This window comes from Brevundimonas diminuta, assembly GCF_039673845.1.
In the GTDB taxonomy this organism is placed as follows: domain Bacteria; phylum Pseudomonadota; class Alphaproteobacteria; order Caulobacterales; family Caulobacteraceae; genus Brevundimonas; species Brevundimonas diminuta_E.
Window position 1 is genome coordinate 26,215 of the sequence record NZ_JBDJMK010000006.1, and the last position, 14,743, is coordinate 40,957.

Sequence of the window (14,743 nt, forward strand, 5' to 3'; positions counted from 1 at the left end):
CTAGCATCCGGGGGCCGTGGTGGCAAAGAAACGCCGCTGAAATCCCCCTGTCGTCAAAGGAAGAAAGCCATGCGCCCGATCTCTTCGCCTCTGATCCTCTCCGGCCTGTCCGCCGCGCTGCTGATGGCGAGCGCCGCCTGCAGCCAGCAACCCGCCGAACACGCCGCCGCCCCGGACGCCGCCCACAACGCCGCTCACAACGCCGCCGCCCCGGCCGAGCGCGCGACGCCGGGCCAGACCTCTCAGGTCTCCATCGTCAACGGACAGGGCGCCGACATCGGCAAGGCGACCCTGACACAAGGCGCCACCGGCCTGCTGATCAAGGTCGAGGCCACCGGCCTGACGCCCGGCTGGCACGGCATCCATTTCCACGCCACGGGCCATTGCGAGGCGCCCTTCACCTCGGCCGGCGCCCACATCAACCACGGCGACCCGAAACAGCCGCACGGCCTGCTGAACGCCGAAGGCCCCGATGACGGCGACCTGCCCAACGTTTTCGCCGACGCCCGCGGCGCCGTGAACGCCGAGGTCTTCACCACCCGCGCCCGCCTGGCCGACAAGGGTCCGGGCCAGTGGCTGCTGGACGACGACGGCTCGGCCCTGGTGATCCACGCCAACGCCGACGACCATTCCAGCCAGCCGATCGGCGGCGCGGGCGACCGCGTAGCCTGCGCCGTCATCAAGGCGCCGTAAGCACCCTCAAACCTTGGCGGGAGCGCCGGCGCGCAGGCCGCGCTCCCCCAGGGCCACGGTGATGACGCCCAGCAGGGCGATCGCGACCCCGGTCATGATCTGGGGCGTCAGCACATCGCCCATGAACAGGCCGCCGATCATGATCGACACCAGCGGCGAGCCCAGCAGATAGGGCGTCACCCGCCCGGCCTCGCGCCGTTGGACCAGCCAGAACATCAGGCTGGTGGCGAACACCGACGACACCAGCCCCGCCCAGAACAGCGTGCCCCACACCAGCGGCGGCGCAGCCCTGGCCGCCTCCCACTGGCCCGTCTCGAACAGGGCCGAACCCATGGTCAGCACCGGAAAGGCCATCAGCGCCAGCAGCCCCTGCATCTTCAGCGGCGGGATCGAGGTGGTGCGGCGCGCGATCACCGTCGTCAGCGCCCATGCCGATGCGCCCAGCGCCCCGACCAGAATGGCCTTCCAGTCCTTCAGCGCGTGCGGGTCCAGCGTCATCCACGCGACGCCGAGGAAGGCGATCACCAGTCCGACCGTCGCCATTCTTGATATCCGCTCGCCCAGCAACAGGAAGGCGAACAGCGACGTCAGCGGAATCCACAACTGGGTCGACACCGTCACCGGGCTGACGTCATTGGCCAGCCAGAAGGCCAGATAGATCAGGCCATAATGAACCGGCCCGCCCACCACGGCGATGATCAGCAGGCTCTTCCAGTTCGGAAACGGCGGGCGCACGAACCACACCAGACAGGCGGCGGCGATGGCGAAGCGCAGCGCCCCGGTCATCAACGGCGGCAGGGCCTCGGTGGCGATCTTGGCGGCGGCGTTGTTCACCCCCCAGATGACCAGAACGGCCACGATGGCGGCGATCTCAAGCGGCGTCAGCGCGTGCGGGGAGGAAGAGGAGCTGGACACACTCCATGCTTGCCACAAGGCGCGACGTTTCGCCTCTCACGAAGCATGACCGCAGGTTACCCCCATCCATGCGCGCCCTCCGTCATCCCGGAAACGGCGCAGCCGTTATCCGGGACCGCTCCACACGCCCGGGTCGCGCCCCCGGCGGGCACGCTAACCACGCCGCGACGAACGGGTTATAGAGGCCGCCATGAAGACCCCTGCCCTGCTGTCCGCCCTCGCCATCCTGACCGCCTGCATCGCCGCTGCGCCCGCGATGGCCCAGCCAACGGTCGTCGTCTCGCCTCAACCTCTGCCGATCGACGACGCCCGGCCGCGCGTCTTCCTGGGCGGCAGCATCGACATGGGCGGCGCGCCCGACTGGCAGGCGGCGCTGACGCAGGCCCTGTCCGACATGGACGTGACCGTGCTGAACCCCCGCCGCCCCGACTGGAACCCCGCCTGGCGCCCCGAGGCGGACGAGCCTGAGTTCCTGCGGCAGGTCGAATGGGAGCTGGCCGCGCTGGAAAGCGCCGACGTCATCGTCATGTATTTCGCGCCCGGCACGCAGAGCCCGATCAGCCTGCTGGAAATGGGCCTGCACGCGCGCGGCGGAAAGCTGATCGTGCTGGCCCCCGACGGCTTCTGGCGCAAGGGCAACATCGACATCACCGCCCGCGCCTATGGCGTACGTCAGGTGCAGACGATGGACGAACTGACCGCCGCCGTCCGCCAGTCCCTGACCGAAGCCGCCGAGAAGGGCCGCTTCGCGCGTTAGAAGACCGGCTTGGCCACCATCAGCCAATAGATGCCGATCACGCCTGCAAAGGCGGGCCAGCCCAGGATGAACCAGCCCCGGAACAGGCGATAATAGGCGGCGGGCAACGCCTCGCCCGTATCCGCAGCCGTCTGAGCCAGACGCGCCATCTTCATCTGCATCCACACCACCGGCAGCCAGCAGACGCCGATCAGCACATAAAGCGCATAGGCCGCCAGCAGCCACGGCTCGGTCAGGGCGTATCCCTGCAGATGGATCAGGCCCAGTCCGCTGATCGGCTGAACCACCACGGCGCTGGCGGTGAAGACGAAGTCAGCCAGCACGACGATTCTGCCGACCGCCGCAATCGTCGCGACGTCGCGGCTCATGTGGGCGCGCAGCATGAAGAAGGCGATGCCCGCCCCCGTGCCGAACAGCACTGCCCCCGAGAGGATGTGGATGATCTTCAGGGTCAGATACAGCATCAGCGCCTCGCGTCCGTCGCCGCCACGAACAGGCACAGGGCCATCATCGGCAGCACCTTGAGCCACGGCCCCAGCGGGTCGATCCAGTAGTGCGGCAGGCTGAGCGTACCGGCGATCAGATAGCTGACCGTGGCCACACACATCAGGATCGCCACGCGCGCCGTCCACGGCCGCACGAACAGCGCCAGCCCCAGCACCACGTCCAGCAACGCGCCCCACCATGCGATCGGCCCCGCCCAGCGGCCGAAACCGCCTTCATGCAGAATGGAGACCGCCCCGTTCCAGCCCGGGCCGAAGCTGATCAGGCCGGTGATCAGCCAGAACAGGCCCAGTGTCAGGATGGAGACCGGCCGCACGAACCACAGCCGCGCGTGCCAGACGTCCTGAACCGAGGCTGGCGTTTCGGCCAGAAAGCGACGGAAGCCGCGCGCGCGGACGCCCAACCGCTCGGCCCAGCCGCTGTCGACGCCGGACACGTCGTGATCCATCTGGCGGATCGCCGTGCTGCGGATGGGCGACGACCAGCCCAGTCGTCCCAACACGTCGCCGATCATCAGCGCAGGCCCAGCCAGAACACGCGGAACGCGCACCACCGGCGCGGGCGAAAGGCCCAGCCACCCGCGATAAAGCCGCACCGTCTCGATCATGCTGACCGCTTCCGGCCCCGGCATGTCGAATGTCTCATGCACTGGCGCACCCGGCTTCAACGCCGCCACGACCACCTCGCCCAGATCGGACAGGGCGATGGGACGGAAAACCTGATCTCCGCCAACCACCGGGCTGAACAGGGGAAAGGCCGCCAGCGCCCGGATCAGGCCGGTCCCACCGAAGGCCGCCCGGTCCACCACCAGCGACGGGCGCAGGATCAGCCAGTCCAGAGCGGCGGCGCGGACCAGCCGTTCCGTCTCAGCCTTGGTGCGGGCATAGGCCGTGCCCGCCGCATCATCGGCGCCCACGGCGGAAATATGGATCAGGCGACGCACGCCCGCCTGCTCGCAAGCCTGAATGAGGGCGCGCGGCCCCTCGACATGGGCAAGCGCCGTGCTGTCGCCCGCACCGTCCTGCAACACCCCGACACAGTTCACCACGGCGTCGACGCCGTCCAGCAGCGGCGCCCAGGCTTCAGACGTCGTCAGATCGGCGAAATCGGCCCTGATCCAGTCGAAGGCAGGCGCGCGCCGCGCGGCTTCAGCGGGCCGCCGCGCCCCGGCTCGCACTGTCCAGCCCGCGACCGACAGGGCCGCCGCCAGATGCGAGCCGATGAAGCCGTTGGCCCCCAGGACCAGAACACGCCTGCTCATAATGACCTCATCCCAGAACCCGATCCGACATGTCCACGCCTTCGGGCGGCATGGCGCACCAGGCCTGACCGGGAAAACGCCGCCGATGCCGCGCGACGCAGGCATAGACCACGTCCCGCACCGGTCGGGGGATCAGCCGCGCCGCTGTCGCCAGTCGATAGGGAAACGGCAGGGACGCCGCCAGATGCAGCACCCCGTCCGAGCGGCCGATGGCGCGCCCGTCCTCGATCACCAGCATGGTCGAAGGGTCATCCGGCGACAGGCCGTAGTGCCGCAGCAAGGCCCGCCCCAGCTCGGACTGTGTCGGCGCCAGACGAAACCGGGACCCATGCTTCAACAGGGTGCGGGCGGAATGGGAGCACAGGGCGCAGTCGCCGTCGAACAGGACCAGCAGCCGGTCGTCCGGAAAGGACGGCACGGCCGGATCATCGCGATAACTGTAGGCCCCCTGCCCCACGCCGCGCCCTTTCGCGTCGGGCCTAGAACGGAATGTCGTCGTTCAGGTCGTAGCTTTCCTTGGGCCCCGAAGGCTTGTTGGCGCCGCCAGTCGAGAAGCCCGAGGAATAGTCGTCGTCGCGACCGCCGCCACCGCCGCCGTAGCCGCCGCGATCACCGCCGCCGCCCTGGCTGTCGCCGCGGCCGCCCAGCATGGTCAGCTGGCCGTTGAAGCGCTGGATGACGATCTCGGTCGTGTATTTCTCGACGCCCTGCTGGTCGGTCCATTTGCGGGTCTGCAGCGAACCTTCGACGTAAACGGTCGAGCCCTTCTTCAGATAGTTCTCGGCCACCTTGACGATGTTGTCGTTGAAGATGACGACCGAGTGCCACTCGGTCTTTTCCTTGCGCTCGCCGGTGGCCTTGTCGCGCCACGTCTCCGAGGTGGCGATGCGCAGGTTGGCGACGCGGTCGCCGTTGTTCAGCGAACGGATTTCCGGGTCGCGACCCAGATTGCCGACCAGAATGACCTTGTTGACGCTGCCCGCCATGACCGATGTCCTTTTATTCGTCCTGTCGCCTGCTCCTTAGTCGAAACAGACGAAATGTTCCAGTTTTGTTCACCCTATGGAGGGTGGATCAGTTGGGCGCCACGGCCACCGGGCTGCCGTCGATCCGGCGCTGGATGGCGCCCGGAATGGCCAGACGGCCGTCGCCCGTGCGCGCCAAGGCGAAGAATCGCTGGCCCGTCAGGGTCTTGCTGAACCGCACGCCCGCGCGGTCAATGAAGATGTACTGGCCCTGATAGGCGCCGGTCACTTCGGTCTTGCTGCCGCCCATGCGCAGGAAGTTCAGGCGCATTTCCTCAAGCCGCGCGGCGCAGAACTCGATCTGCGGCTGGTCGCGGGCGACCACGTTCAGGTGCGGCTTGCCGTCGACGATCTTGCCGACATGATAGCAGACGCCCTGATCCCGCGGCGCCTTGTCCTGCGCCTCGCCGCAGGAAGACAGCGCCATCGCGCCCAGCGCCAGCCCCGTCGCAGCCATCAGAAAACGCATCGTCGTCACAGCTCCGGGAACTGACAGTTGCGGTCCTGCTGGGCCAGGGTGCGGAAGCGGCTGTTGTCGGTGGACTGCTCCACCCGACGCGGCACCAGACGCAGCGTCGTATCGCCCCAGCGGCCATACTGGGCGTCGCCCGGGCTGACGCAGGTTCCGGAATAGAGCGCCTGAACACAGGCCCCCAGGCTCATGTCGCCCGACACCTGACGCCATTCGGAGCCGGTGTGGCGCAGGCAGGCCGTGCCCGACGCCGCAGGCGCAGGCCGCGCGCCTGCATCGGCCCCGGCCTGACCGGCGGCGGGCGCCTCGGCCATGGTCACGACCGGCGCCTCGGGCGGGGGCGCGAACGAGGCCGTCGGCGCCGCCACCAGCGAGCCGGTGGAATCCAGCCCCACATCCAGGGCGCTGGTCGCCACGCCGTTACGCTTGGCGCAGTCGGCCAGGGTGGCCAGGCCGACGAACTGTCCGTCAACGAAGCAGCGCAGTTCGCGCGTCGGCTCCAGCGTCGGCGCCTCGGCCACGTCGATGGTCAGACCGCCCTTGGACGCCGGGGGCGCCTCGGTCGGTTTGTCGCGTCCCCCGCTGAACACCAGGGCGGCCGCCACGGCGCCGACGACGGCCAGGCCGGCGCCGACGATCAGGACCATACGATTGTCTTTGGAAAGGGCCATGCCGCTCTCGATACTGAAGAAGGCCCCACTAACCCCGTCAGCCCTACAGCCGTCAACCGAAAGCGCCGTTCACCGGCTCCTAGCCTGTGAGTCGCGCCAGCGCCGCCTGATAGTTGGCCAGTTGCGTCTGCAGATAGGCGGGCGCCTTGCCGGTGACGGCGGGCTTGGACGCTTCGGGCGACAGGGCGCGATAGGCGTCGCGCATCGCCTTGATGGCCAGTTGCACCTGATCCTTGGACTTGCTCACCGATTCCGCCGTCGACAGATTGAGCAGCGGCGACAGGTCCACGCCGAAGGTCTTCTTCTTGTCCGCCGTCTTACCGATGAAGCCCGGCGTCAGGCCCAGCCCCGCCAGCGCGTCCCGCCCCGCTTCGCCCGGGATCAGCACGGCGCCCGCGCGGCCGTCGGCGCTGGTGATCGACAGCCGCTGGATCCCGCCGCCGGTCAGGCGGGTGTCGCCGTCCAGTCCGGTCAGATAGTCGCGGTCCGTCTTCAGCGTAACCTTCAGATGACGGCCGGACGCCAGTTCGATCTTGCGCGCCAGCGACTGCAGCGTGTCCTTCGCCTCGATTGTGACGGCCGTCTGGCGCCCCGTCGTCGGGTTCTGCACATAGAAGCGGTCGCCCGCGCGCAAGGCCGTGGCGTCCACCAGAGCCTTGGAATCGCTCTGGCTGATCTCGCCCTGCGGCAGGCCCAGACGGTCCAGCACGCTGGCGCCGCCCGATGAGACGGTCAGGGCCAGCGGGACAGCCTGCCCCTCGGCCGCCGTCCATGTCTGGCTCCATTCGACCTGACCGGTCTGCACGTCCAGCCGCGCCAGATAGCCGCGCGATGGGTCTTCCTTCTTCGCCCCGATCGGGCGGTCCGATACGCCGGTCAGCCAGACCTTGCCGTCATGCACCTTGACGTCGGCGGCGCTGTCGTCGCCCTCCCCGCCGTAATAGGTCAGGCGATCCGCGCCCGAGGCGGCCAGATCGGTCGACAACACGGCCACAAAGGCGTCCACGCCCCCGGCATGGGCGTTGGCGACCTGTCCGGCGTTCAGGCCCGCATTGCGCGTCGCGCCCGAGACGATCAGCCGCCCGTCGGCCACCGCCAGCCCGGCGATCTCGCCGCCCTGCGACGCGCCCAGATCACGCACCGACAGCAGTTCCGGCGCCCCGGTCGGCCCGATGCGGAAGTGACGCAGCACAAAGGCGCCGTTCTCGACCCCGGCCGTATAGAGATTGTCGCCGTCGACAGTCATGGCCTGAACATTGTCATCGCCCGCAGTGCCGAACTGCGCCGCGCCCGTCGCCGTCGCCTTGACCGGCGCCAGACTGTGAATCTGGCTCTCGCTGAAGGCCTGAACATAGCCGTCCCAGCCACCCACGGCGACGGCGCCCGGCATGGCCGATCTGGCCCGGCCCGCCACATAGACCCGCCCGTCGGCGCCGAAGGAGACGGCCGTCGCCTCGTCCTCGGCCTTGGCCCCGCGCCTCTGGGTCCACTGTTCACGGCCCTCGGCGTCAAACACGGTGACGAAGCTGTCCGCCGTCGTGGCCGAAGACCCGCTCTCGCCCGGAACCAGTGCGCCCACCACGGACCCGGCCACCGCCACCCGTCCGTCGGCGTCCACCGCAAGGGCGTAGCCGCTGGCCGTCGATGCGGCGCCCAGCGCCCGGCTGACCACCACATGCCCCGCCGAATCCAGCTTCATCAGGACGACGTCGGCCTGTCCCTTGATCGGCTGGGTCGCGGAACCCGCGCTGACGTCGGCCACGATCCACATTGAGCCGTCCGGCCCGGCGGCGCTGGCGCGCACCGTCTCGACCCCTTCGGGCAGAGTGAAGGCGCCGCTGCGCCCCTCGACCCAGAAGCCCTCGCCCGAACCCGCCACGGGATTGCCGTCGGGGTCGAACTTCAGCACCTCATGGCCGCCCTTGGTCCCGACGCCCTGCACCACCTGCACGGAATCGCGCGCCTCGGCCGGGACGAAGCTGACCGTCTCCAGCGAATCGCCGCTGACCGTCAGGCCCCAGCGCGTCGGCCCCGCAGGCAGGGTGATGGTCTTGTCGCCCGCCTTCACCGTGCGCGGTTCGGCCTCGATCATCTGGCGGTTGATGCGGGTCGAAACGCTCGCCGCCTCCAGCTTGCCGTTGATGTGCTGCAGCACGTTTTCCATCGTGCGCGGCGCGGCGCCCATCTCGGCCAGATCAATGTCGACGGTGCGCACGCCCGCCGTCGTCTTCACCTTGACGCCGAAACGCACGTCGCCCTGAAAAGCGGCCACTTCATCGGTCAGGGCGCCGTCATGGATCGGGCCGGTCAGATATTTCTGATTGTCGCGCGCCACCGCCGCGCTGGACTGGGTCTGCGAAGCCGACACCCCCTGCACGACCCGCACGCCCTCGAACTGGGCCGAGGCCAGAAAGCTCGTCAACTCCGCCACGCCCGCAGAAAAACGCCGATTGAGCTGTTCCGTCTCCAGCCGCGTCACGCCACGCTCGCCCGCGCGCGACGTCAACGCCTCCAGCATGGTCAGCCCCTGATAGAGGGCGAAAATCTTGCGGTAATCGCCGGACGACGCGCCTTTGACGTCCAGAACCGCATTGTCCTCATTGACGAATTTGCGCCCGCTCAAGGCCGAACGCAGCAGGTCGGACTGGCTGGGCTTCTCCTTGCCCGTCAGGGTCCAGGGCGCGGTCGGCTGGGTCTTGGGCTTGGGCGCAGGCGTCGCCGACGGCAGGGCGCCCATGCCGTTTCCGGCGCCGAAAAGACCGAGCAGATAGCTGTTGTTGATCGCCGCCACGCAAACCTCCGCCCGTCAGCTTCGCCCATCGCTGTAACGAACTGTTTAACAGCCGTCAGGAACAGCAGCCCGATCCTGCCGTTTCCGCCTCATCACAGCCGAAGGTGAGACGTTTCATGTCACGCGTGCGCTGGATACTGATGCAGTTGATCAGCCTCTACGGGCTGGTCCCACGACCGCCCCGTCATCGAACGAGCGGTCTGTCACACCGCCGGATCGGCCACCCCCCGATGGGTCAGCCGCCGGGCTGACGCCTCATCAGCCCTTGAACAGCGACAGGATGATGTTCGGCGCCTGGTTGGCGATCGACAGGGCCTGCGCGCCCAACTGCTGCTGCACCTGCAGGGCCTGCAGGCGAGCGCTTTCCCGCGCCATGTCCGCATCCACCAGATTGCCGACGCCGACCTCCAGCGAGTCCATCAGCTTGGTGACGAACAGGGTGTGCTTCTCGATCTGCTTGGACTGGGCGCCCAGTTCGGCCAGCTTGGCGTTGGCGTCGGTCAGAGCGGTTTCAACCGCCGTCAGCGCCGCCTTGGCATTTGTTTCGTCCGTCAGATCAAGGCCGGTCAGGCTCAGCCCGGTCAGCGTCAGATCCTGACGGTTCATGGTGATCGTTTCGGTGGCGTCCGCATTGGCCAGGAAGTCCAGCGGCGTCGTCGAAGCGGCGTTGAGAATGTTCTCGCCATCGAAAGTGGCGTTGTCGGCAAACGACTGCAGCGACTTCAGCAGGCTCTGGAACTCGTCGTCATAGGCCTTGCGGGTCGCTGTAGACGCCGACGGGTCAGCCGCCGCCGTCGCCTTCTGGCGCAGCTCAACCAGGATGTCGGAAATCTGCTGCCCAGCCGCCAGCGCCACATCGGCGACCGAGGTCGCACGGTTCAGGCTGGTCTTGACCGATTCCAGCGCACTCATATCCGCCCGCTGGTTCTGGGCGATGGCCCAGGTGGCGGCGTTGTCGCGGGCGCCCTGCACCTTCAGCCCTGTGTTCACCCGGCTCTGTGTCGACGCCAGCTTGGAGTTGGTGGCGTTCAGGTTCTGAAGCGCGATCAGCGCCGACGCATTGGTGATTACGCTGTTGGTCATGGCTTTCTCGCCTCAGATCCGATTCTGGCGAGGATTAATGACCGTGATTCCTGAGCGTATGGTTAACGCTGTCGCAACGCCTGTTAACGCCGCCCGGAGCTGCCGAGGGGCGTCATGTCGTCCACGGGACCAAAATCAGACCTGGGTCTTGATGATCTTTCCGGCGTCATAGGCCGGGCTGCGGCGCAGCTTCAGCACGTCTTCGCGTGGGAACTGGCGGATGACTTCGCCCGTCACGCGATCAAGGGTCTTATAGACATAGCCCGTCGCTTCACGCTCGATCGTCAGACGATAACGGCCTGCATCATCGGTCGAGGCCTGGTCTATCTTTACAGCCTGGACCGGTTCGACCGCCGCGCCCTGCGCTTCGCGGTTCAGCCAGGTTACGCTGGATACGCCTGTGACATTGTCCGCCATTTCCCTCTAACGCGAGCCCGCCGCGCCTCCCGTGTCAAACAATGCGTGAAAAGGGGCGAACCTCTCGGCCCGCCCCTTCCCGAACCGCATCGGATTAGCGGAACAGACCCAGCAGAACGTTGCTGGACTGGTTCGCGATCGACAGGGCCTGAATGCCCAGCTGCTGCTTGGTTTGCAGAGCCGTCAGACGGGCGCTTTCCTTGGCCAGGTCAGCGTCCACCAGGTTGCCGATACCGACTTCCAGGGCGTCCTGCATCTTCGAGGTGAAGGTGATCTGACGCTCCAGCGACTTGGACTGGGTGCCCAGGGTCGCCAGGTCAGCCGTAAAGGCCTTGATAGCAGCGTCGACGCCAGCGGCGTCAGCCGTCGCAGGCGCAACCGTCACCGCCGTTGCAAAGCCGACCTTATAGGTGCCGCCCGAAGCGTTGGTGATGACCTCGACTTCTTCGGTGAACAGGTTCTTGCCGTCGAACTTGGCGTCAGCCAGAGCGCTGGTGATTTCGGTCTGCAGGGCGTCATAGTCGGCCTTATAGGCATCATAGGATGCTTCACCCGCAGCGCCGCCTTCCATGGCGACGGCCAGCTTCTTCATTTCCGTCAGAGCAGCCACAATGGTGTCGCCGGCGGCGAGCGCCACATCGACCATCGACTGGCCGCGTTGTTGCGATTGCTTGACGGCGTCCAGGGCGCCCATGTCAGCGCGCTGGTTGGTGGCGATGGCGAAGATGGCGCCATTGTCCTTGGCGGTGGCGACGTTCAGGCCGGTGTTCACGCGGTTTTGCGTGGTGGCCAGCGAACGGTTAGTCGCGTTCAGGTTTTGAAGCGCAACGATAGCGCCAGCGTTCGTGTTGATGCTGTTAGCCATTTTGGCTGTCCTTTGTCTTCGACGATGTCCGACGCCATTTTGGCTGCCGGGAGCTTTCTGCTCGGGAACCTCAGCTGCAAGACACGGGCCAGGAGGCCAACCGCCGCCTCGACAGACAACAGCTTGTTTTTTCACCGTTAGATTCTGGAAACCATAGCCGCACGCCCGGCACAACCTGCCGCCAGACCGCCAAATCAGGCAAATTCTGCCGGGTCGCCCGGCAATATTCGCCTAGCGCGGCCTGCGCGCCCTCAGCCAGTCGTCGATCAGGAGGCGTTCAGCCTCCAGGGTTTCCACCGCCAGACGCCGGGCGGCGTCGCACATCGCCAACTGGGCGCCGCGCCGCACATAGGACGCCTCCAGATCCGCCGCTGTCGGATGGTCCGGCAGAACGGTCAGTTCGCACGGCCGCGTCGCCGCCTCAGTCAGAACCAGCCGGGGCGGCGCAACCGGCGACGGCGGGCGCGAGACGGCACAGTTCGCGGTCATGCTCCCGCAGACGACCAGCGCGATCAGGATCAAGGGGCGTGTCGGCGTCATCGGCAGTTCTCGCTCGGGTTTCGGCCGCGACGGTCGCGGCCGTCACGGCCTGTGCATTGCGGTGAAAGGCGTCGAGGCTCTCGACCTGTCGGGCGCGCGCGGCGGCCTCCAGTGCGCGGGCGTCCGCCTCAGCTTCAGCCCGGTTCAGGCGCTGTTCGGCCGCCTCCAGCCGCCGCGTCTGAAGCTGGAACGGATCCCAGCGCAGACCCAGCCCCCGCCCCAGAAGCCACAGCGCCGCAACCGCCACGACCGCCGTCGCCAGCCAGCCCCACGGCGTCAGCACGCGCAGATATCGCCCCGTCATGGATAGGCCCTCCGGTCCAGTTCGAAGTGCGGCCCGTCGCGCAGGCGCGGCCAGTCTCCGCCCCAGATCAGCGGAATTCCTGCGGCGGCCGCCGCTGCCTTGAAGGCCCCGGCGATGCGCGGATACAGCGGCCAGTCCCAGCGCACGCCGCCATCGACCCAGGCGGCGACATCCACCGCATGCCCCGTCAGATGGCGCGAGTTCAGCGTCCGGCTGGCCCCGGCCCGCACCAGCCCCGCCTGACGCGCAGGCGTGCGCAGCCCCTCCGTGATCATGAAGTCCACCGGCGTCAGCAGGATCGCCGCCTCGACCACGGCGACCAGATCGGGATGGACGCCCTTCAGCCGCTCTCGCGAGCGTTGCGACAGACGGAAGCTCATGCCTTACCGCCCGCGCGCAGCCGCGCCAGATTGACAATCTGCTGGGCGCTGGGCGCCACCAGATACAGCAGCAGCATCAGGGCGATCAGCCCCATCAGCCCCTCGGCGATGCGCGGCAGATCCGTCGCCGCAGCCCGCGTCACCGCCAGTCGCAACAGCAGCCACAAGGCCAGACTGGCGGCATAGACATACAGGCGTCGCCACAGCCAGCGCCCCTCGGCCAGTTCGACGGACGCGCCGCCCGGCCTGTTCTCAGGTTGAGGGGTCATCGTTCATCCTCCGGATCATGGGGCGCGGCGCTGCTACGCCAGTCGCTGCCCAGTTGGTCGAAACAGTCGTCGGCCGACAGACGCTCGGGCGCGGCCCAGGCCTCCTCGTCCAGCAGCGGTTCGGGATCGCCGAACGACAGGGCGTCCTCAGCGTCGATGATGCGGTGCAGGCGTCGGATCATGGCGCTCACCCCACCGCCGTCAGCCAGACCACGCCGGCCGCGCCTGCGCCGCCCGATCCGCCCGCGTTGCGGCCGCCTCCGCCGCCGCCGCCTCCACCGCCGTAAAGACCGCCAGCGCCGCCTGCATGACCGCTGGTCGAAGCGTTTGCACCGCCCCCGGCTCCGCCGCCGCCCGCCCAGTGCAAGGTCGGGCGTGGAGCCATCTGTCCCGAAGCCCCCGCCGTCGCTCCGCCCAGTCCGCCCAACGCCCTCGACATCAACATTGCGCCGTCGCCTCCGGAGCCGCCATGCTGGGCGTTATTGGTCGCATTGATCCCGCCGCCGCCGCCGCCGCCGCCCGGCCCATCCGGGCGTGCCGCCGCCTGTCCTGACGCCGCCTGCGCCGAGGTCGCCGACGCGCCTCCAGCATTGGCGGGCGGCAGGCCCCCGCCGCCCGTACCGCCGAGGCCTGACGCCGTTGAGCCGCCCGCCCCGCCTTGACCGCCTTCTCCTGTCAGCAAGGCGACGCCGCCCAGTCGGATGATACTGGTTTCACCTTGAGCGCCCGCAGCGCCTGCGCCGACGCCCCCGGCGCCGCCCGCCCCGACCGTAACAGCCAACCCGGCGAGCAAGCTTTCAGCCGAGCAACGCATTGTCATGACGCCGCCAGCGCCGCCGCCCCCGCCGCCGTGTCGAACGGTTCCGGACGCGCCTATGCCCCCCGCGCCGCCGCCTCCGCCGCCGCCCACGCAGACCACCTCGATCCAGCGCGCCCACAGCGGCGGCGTCCAGCTTCCAGAGGCTGTCAGCACCGTCGTCTCGCGCCGTGTCGCGCCCTGACCGAACCATGCGCGGCCGGTGTTGCGGTCGATCCGCAGCGCCTCATGCCAGGCGCCGCCGTCGGGGCTGACCTTCAGTCGCAGGTCGTCGTCGCCGACCAGCCCCAGTTCGGCCCGCCCGCCCCAGCCGCTCTGGAACAGCAGGGACAGGACATCGCCCGCCCCCTGTTTGTTGAAGGTGAAGCGCAGGTCGCCGTCGCCGCCGCTCTCGCTTTCCAGCGCGGTCCACAGCGCCTTGTTGGCCCGCACGGCGACGACGTTCATCGCATCCGCCGTCGTATTCACGCCCAGACGGGTGATCTGCTGAATCTCTTCAGGCAGGCCGAAGGACAGGGGCGTCCAGACGCCTTCGCGTCGGACCAGTATCTCCTCGCTATCCAGCACCACAGCCAGCAGACCGTCCGGCGCTGGGACCACGACCCAGCCGCCCCGCTCATGCCGCAACAGACTGCCCCCCGCATGCGTCGCCCAGTCCGCGCCCGTCGCTGCCTCCGGCAGGATGTAGAGCGCGCCTTCAACCGGATCGGCGGGCTGGTCGCTCGTCGTGCGGCTGACCACCGCCGTCTGGATCAGGGCGTCCAGACGGGTCAGGGCCTCGTTCAGGGTCACATGTTTCTGCAGCTGTCCGGCCGCCAGATAAGGCAGGCCCAGCCGCGCGCTGGCGTCATCGCTCATGGCGGTCTCCAAAGGTTGAAACCGCAGTCTGCTCAGCCTCCGCACCCCGGCGCGCCGATCAGCCCCCGCCTGCGCCAAAACCGGGAATTTTCAGGGATTGGCGGCGTCAGACGCGCTATCG

Annotated in this window: 19 protein-coding genes; 2 read left to right on the plus strand and 17 right to left on the minus strand. The window is 68.2% G+C overall.

The window, feature by feature from the left end:
• The first annotated feature begins 69 nt into the window (after nt 1–69).
• Nucleotides 70–693: a superoxide dismutase family protein gene (locus tag ABE454_RS07720; protein ID WP_346530664.1), complete on the plus strand. Its 624-nt coding sequence runs from the start codon at nt 70–72 to the stop codon at nt 691–693.
• A gap of 6 nt (nt 694–699) precedes the next feature.
• Here the strand turns inward: ABE454_RS07720 and ABE454_RS07725 are convergent, their stop codons facing one another.
• On the minus strand, nt 700–1,608 hold the full coding sequence (locus ABE454_RS07725) for a DMT family transporter (RefSeq protein ID WP_346530666.1): 909 nt from the start codon (nt 1,606–1,608) through the stop codon (nt 700–702).
• 190 nt (nt 1,609–1,798) lie between these two features.
• Here ABE454_RS07725 and ABE454_RS07730 point away from each other — a divergent pair, with 190 nt between their 5' ends.
• Nucleotides 1,799–2,365, plus strand: a complete 567-nt coding sequence (locus ABE454_RS07730) for a nucleoside 2-deoxyribosyltransferase domain-containing protein (protein ID WP_346530667.1) — start codon at nt 1,799–1,801, stop codon at nt 2,363–2,365.
• On the opposite strand, the gene ABE454_RS07735 is transcribed toward ABE454_RS07730, so the two are convergent.
• The 16 genes from ABE454_RS07735 to ABE454_RS07810 form a co-directional block, all read right to left on the minus strand.
• Nucleotides 2,362–2,865 (minus strand): DUF2269 family protein, encoded by a 504-nt coding sequence (locus tag ABE454_RS07735; protein WP_346530669.1) that lies wholly within the window; start codon nt 2,863–2,865, stop codon nt 2,362–2,364. The two genes, ABE454_RS07730 and ABE454_RS07735, sit on opposite strands and share 4 nt — an antisense overlap.
• The gene (locus ABE454_RS07740) at nt 2,829–4,130 is read right to left on the minus strand and encodes an SDR family oxidoreductase (RefSeq protein WP_346530670.1); all 1,302 of its coding nucleotides are present in this window, start codon (nt 4,128–4,130) and stop codon (nt 2,829–2,831) included. The genes ABE454_RS07735 and ABE454_RS07740 overlap by 37 nt, the downstream gene beginning before the upstream one ends.
• A gap of 7 nt (nt 4,131–4,137) precedes the next feature.
• Nucleotides 4,138–4,587 carry a thiol-disulfide oxidoreductase DCC family protein gene (locus ABE454_RS07745; protein ID WP_346530672.1) on the minus strand — a complete coding sequence of 150 codons (450 nt, stop codon included), beginning with the start codon at nt 4,585–4,587 and terminating at the stop codon, nt 4,138–4,140.
• A gap of 22 nt (nt 4,588–4,609) precedes the next feature.
• Nucleotides 4,610–5,116, minus strand: coding sequence for a single-stranded DNA-binding protein (gene ssb / locus ABE454_RS07750; RefSeq protein WP_346530673.1), 507 nt, complete (start codon nt 5,114–5,116; stop codon nt 4,610–4,612).
• 88 nt (nt 5,117–5,204) lie between these two features.
• Nucleotides 5,205–5,624, minus strand: coding sequence for a hypothetical protein (locus ABE454_RS07755; protein WP_346530675.1), 420 nt, complete (start codon nt 5,622–5,624; stop codon nt 5,205–5,207).
• 5 nt (nt 5,625–5,629) lie between these two features.
• Nucleotides 5,630–6,298: a hypothetical protein gene (locus tag ABE454_RS07760; RefSeq protein ID WP_346530676.1), complete on the minus strand. Its 669-nt coding sequence runs from the start codon at nt 6,296–6,298 to the stop codon at nt 5,630–5,632.
• A 79-nt stretch (nt 6,299–6,377) separates the two neighbouring features.
• Nucleotides 6,378–9,089, minus strand: coding sequence for a transcriptional regulator (locus ABE454_RS07765; protein ID WP_346530678.1), 2,712 nt, complete (start codon nt 9,087–9,089; stop codon nt 6,378–6,380).
• 258 nt (nt 9,090–9,347) lie between these two features.
• Nucleotides 9,348–10,172 carry a flagellin gene (locus ABE454_RS07770; protein ID WP_346530679.1) on the minus strand — a complete coding sequence of 275 codons (825 nt, stop codon included), beginning with the start codon at nt 10,170–10,172 and terminating at the stop codon, nt 9,348–9,350.
• Nucleotides 10,173–10,307: 135 nt separating this feature from the next.
• A complete protein-coding gene (locus ABE454_RS07775; RefSeq protein WP_346530680.1) occupies nt 10,308–10,589 on the minus strand; it encodes a hypothetical protein in 282 nt (93 codons plus the stop codon).
• A 94-nt stretch (nt 10,590–10,683) separates the two neighbouring features.
• Nucleotides 10,684–11,454, minus strand: a complete 771-nt coding sequence (locus ABE454_RS07780) for a flagellin (protein ID WP_346530682.1) — start codon at nt 11,452–11,454, stop codon at nt 10,684–10,686.
• A gap of 231 nt (nt 11,455–11,685) precedes the next feature.
• Nucleotides 11,686–11,943, minus strand: coding sequence for a hypothetical protein (locus ABE454_RS07785; protein WP_346530683.1), 258 nt, complete (start codon nt 11,941–11,943; stop codon nt 11,686–11,688).
• Complete coding sequence (locus ABE454_RS07790) at nt 11,876–12,298, minus strand: hypothetical protein (RefSeq protein ID WP_346530685.1); 423 nt, start codon at nt 12,296–12,298, stop codon at nt 11,876–11,878. Before ABE454_RS07790 ends, ABE454_RS07785 begins: the two co-directional genes overlap by 68 nt.
• Complete coding sequence (locus ABE454_RS07795; protein WP_346530686.1) at nt 12,295–12,678, minus strand: M15 family metallopeptidase; 384 nt, start codon at nt 12,676–12,678, stop codon at nt 12,295–12,297. Before ABE454_RS07795 ends, ABE454_RS07790 begins: the two co-directional genes overlap by 4 nt.
• Nucleotides 12,675–12,947, minus strand: coding sequence for a hypothetical protein (locus ABE454_RS07800; RefSeq protein ID WP_346530688.1), 273 nt, complete (start codon nt 12,945–12,947; stop codon nt 12,675–12,677). Before ABE454_RS07800 ends, ABE454_RS07795 begins: the two co-directional genes overlap by 4 nt.
• Nucleotides 12,944–13,129: a hypothetical protein gene (locus ABE454_RS07805; RefSeq protein ID WP_346530689.1), complete on the minus strand. Its 186-nt coding sequence runs from the start codon at nt 13,127–13,129 to the stop codon at nt 12,944–12,946. The genes ABE454_RS07800 and ABE454_RS07805 overlap by 4 nt, the downstream gene beginning before the upstream one ends.
• A gap of 5 nt (nt 13,130–13,134) precedes the next feature.
• Entirely contained in the window at nt 13,135–14,622 is a 1,488-nt protein-coding gene (locus ABE454_RS07810; RefSeq protein ID WP_346530690.1) for a DUF2793 domain-containing protein, read from the minus strand.
• Nucleotides 14,623–14,743 lie beyond the last annotated feature (121 nt).

Coding starts and splice junctions, on each gene's coding strand:
- ABE454_RS07720 (WP_346530664.1), top strand. CDS start 70: ATGCGCCCGATCTCTTCGCCTCTGATCCTCTCCGGCCTGTCCGCCGCG.
- ABE454_RS07730 (WP_346530667.1), top strand. CDS start 1,799: ATGAAGACCCCTGCCCTGCTGTCCGCCCTCGCCATCCTGACCGCCTGC.
- ABE454_RS07740 (WP_346530670.1), bottom strand. CDS start 4,130: ATGAGCAGGCGTGTTCTGGTCCTGGGGGCCAACGGCTTCATCGGCTCG.
- ssb (WP_346530673.1), bottom strand. CDS start 5,116: ATGGCGGGCAGCGTCAACAAGGTCATTCTGGTCGGCAATCTGGGTCGC.
- ABE454_RS07755 (WP_346530675.1), bottom strand. CDS start 5,624: ATGCGTTTTCTGATGGCTGCGACGGGGCTGGCGCTGGGCGCGATGGCG.
- ABE454_RS07760 (WP_346530676.1), bottom strand. CDS start 6,298: ATGGCCCTTTCCAAAGACAATCGTATGGTCCTGATCGTCGGCGCCGGC.
- ABE454_RS07770 (WP_346530679.1), bottom strand. CDS start 10,172: ATGACCAACAGCGTAATCACCAATGCGTCGGCGCTGATCGCGCTTCAG.
- ABE454_RS07775 (WP_346530680.1), bottom strand. CDS start 10,589: ATGGCGGACAATGTCACAGGCGTATCCAGCGTAACCTGGCTGAACCGC.
- ABE454_RS07780 (WP_346530682.1), bottom strand. CDS start 11,454: ATGGCTAACAGCATCAACACGAACGCTGGCGCTATCGTTGCGCTTCAA.
- ABE454_RS07785 (WP_346530683.1), bottom strand. CDS start 11,943: ATGACCGCGAACTGTGCCGTCTCGCGCCCGCCGTCGCCGGTTGCGCCG.
- ABE454_RS07790 (WP_346530685.1), bottom strand. CDS start 12,298: ATGACGGGGCGATATCTGCGCGTGCTGACGCCGTGGGGCTGGCTGGCG.
- ABE454_RS07795 (WP_346530686.1), bottom strand. CDS start 12,678: ATGAGCTTCCGTCTGTCGCAACGCTCGCGAGAGCGGCTGAAGGGCGTC.
- ABE454_RS07800 (WP_346530688.1), bottom strand. CDS start 12,947: ATGACCCCTCAACCTGAGAACAGGCCGGGCGGCGCGTCCGTCGAACTG.
- ABE454_RS07805 (WP_346530689.1), bottom strand. CDS start 13,129: ATGATCCGACGCCTGCACCGCATCATCGACGCTGAGGACGCCCTGTCG.
- ABE454_RS07810 (WP_346530690.1), bottom strand. CDS start 14,622: ATGAGCGATGACGCCAGCGCGCGGCTGGGCCTGCCTTATCTGGCGGCC.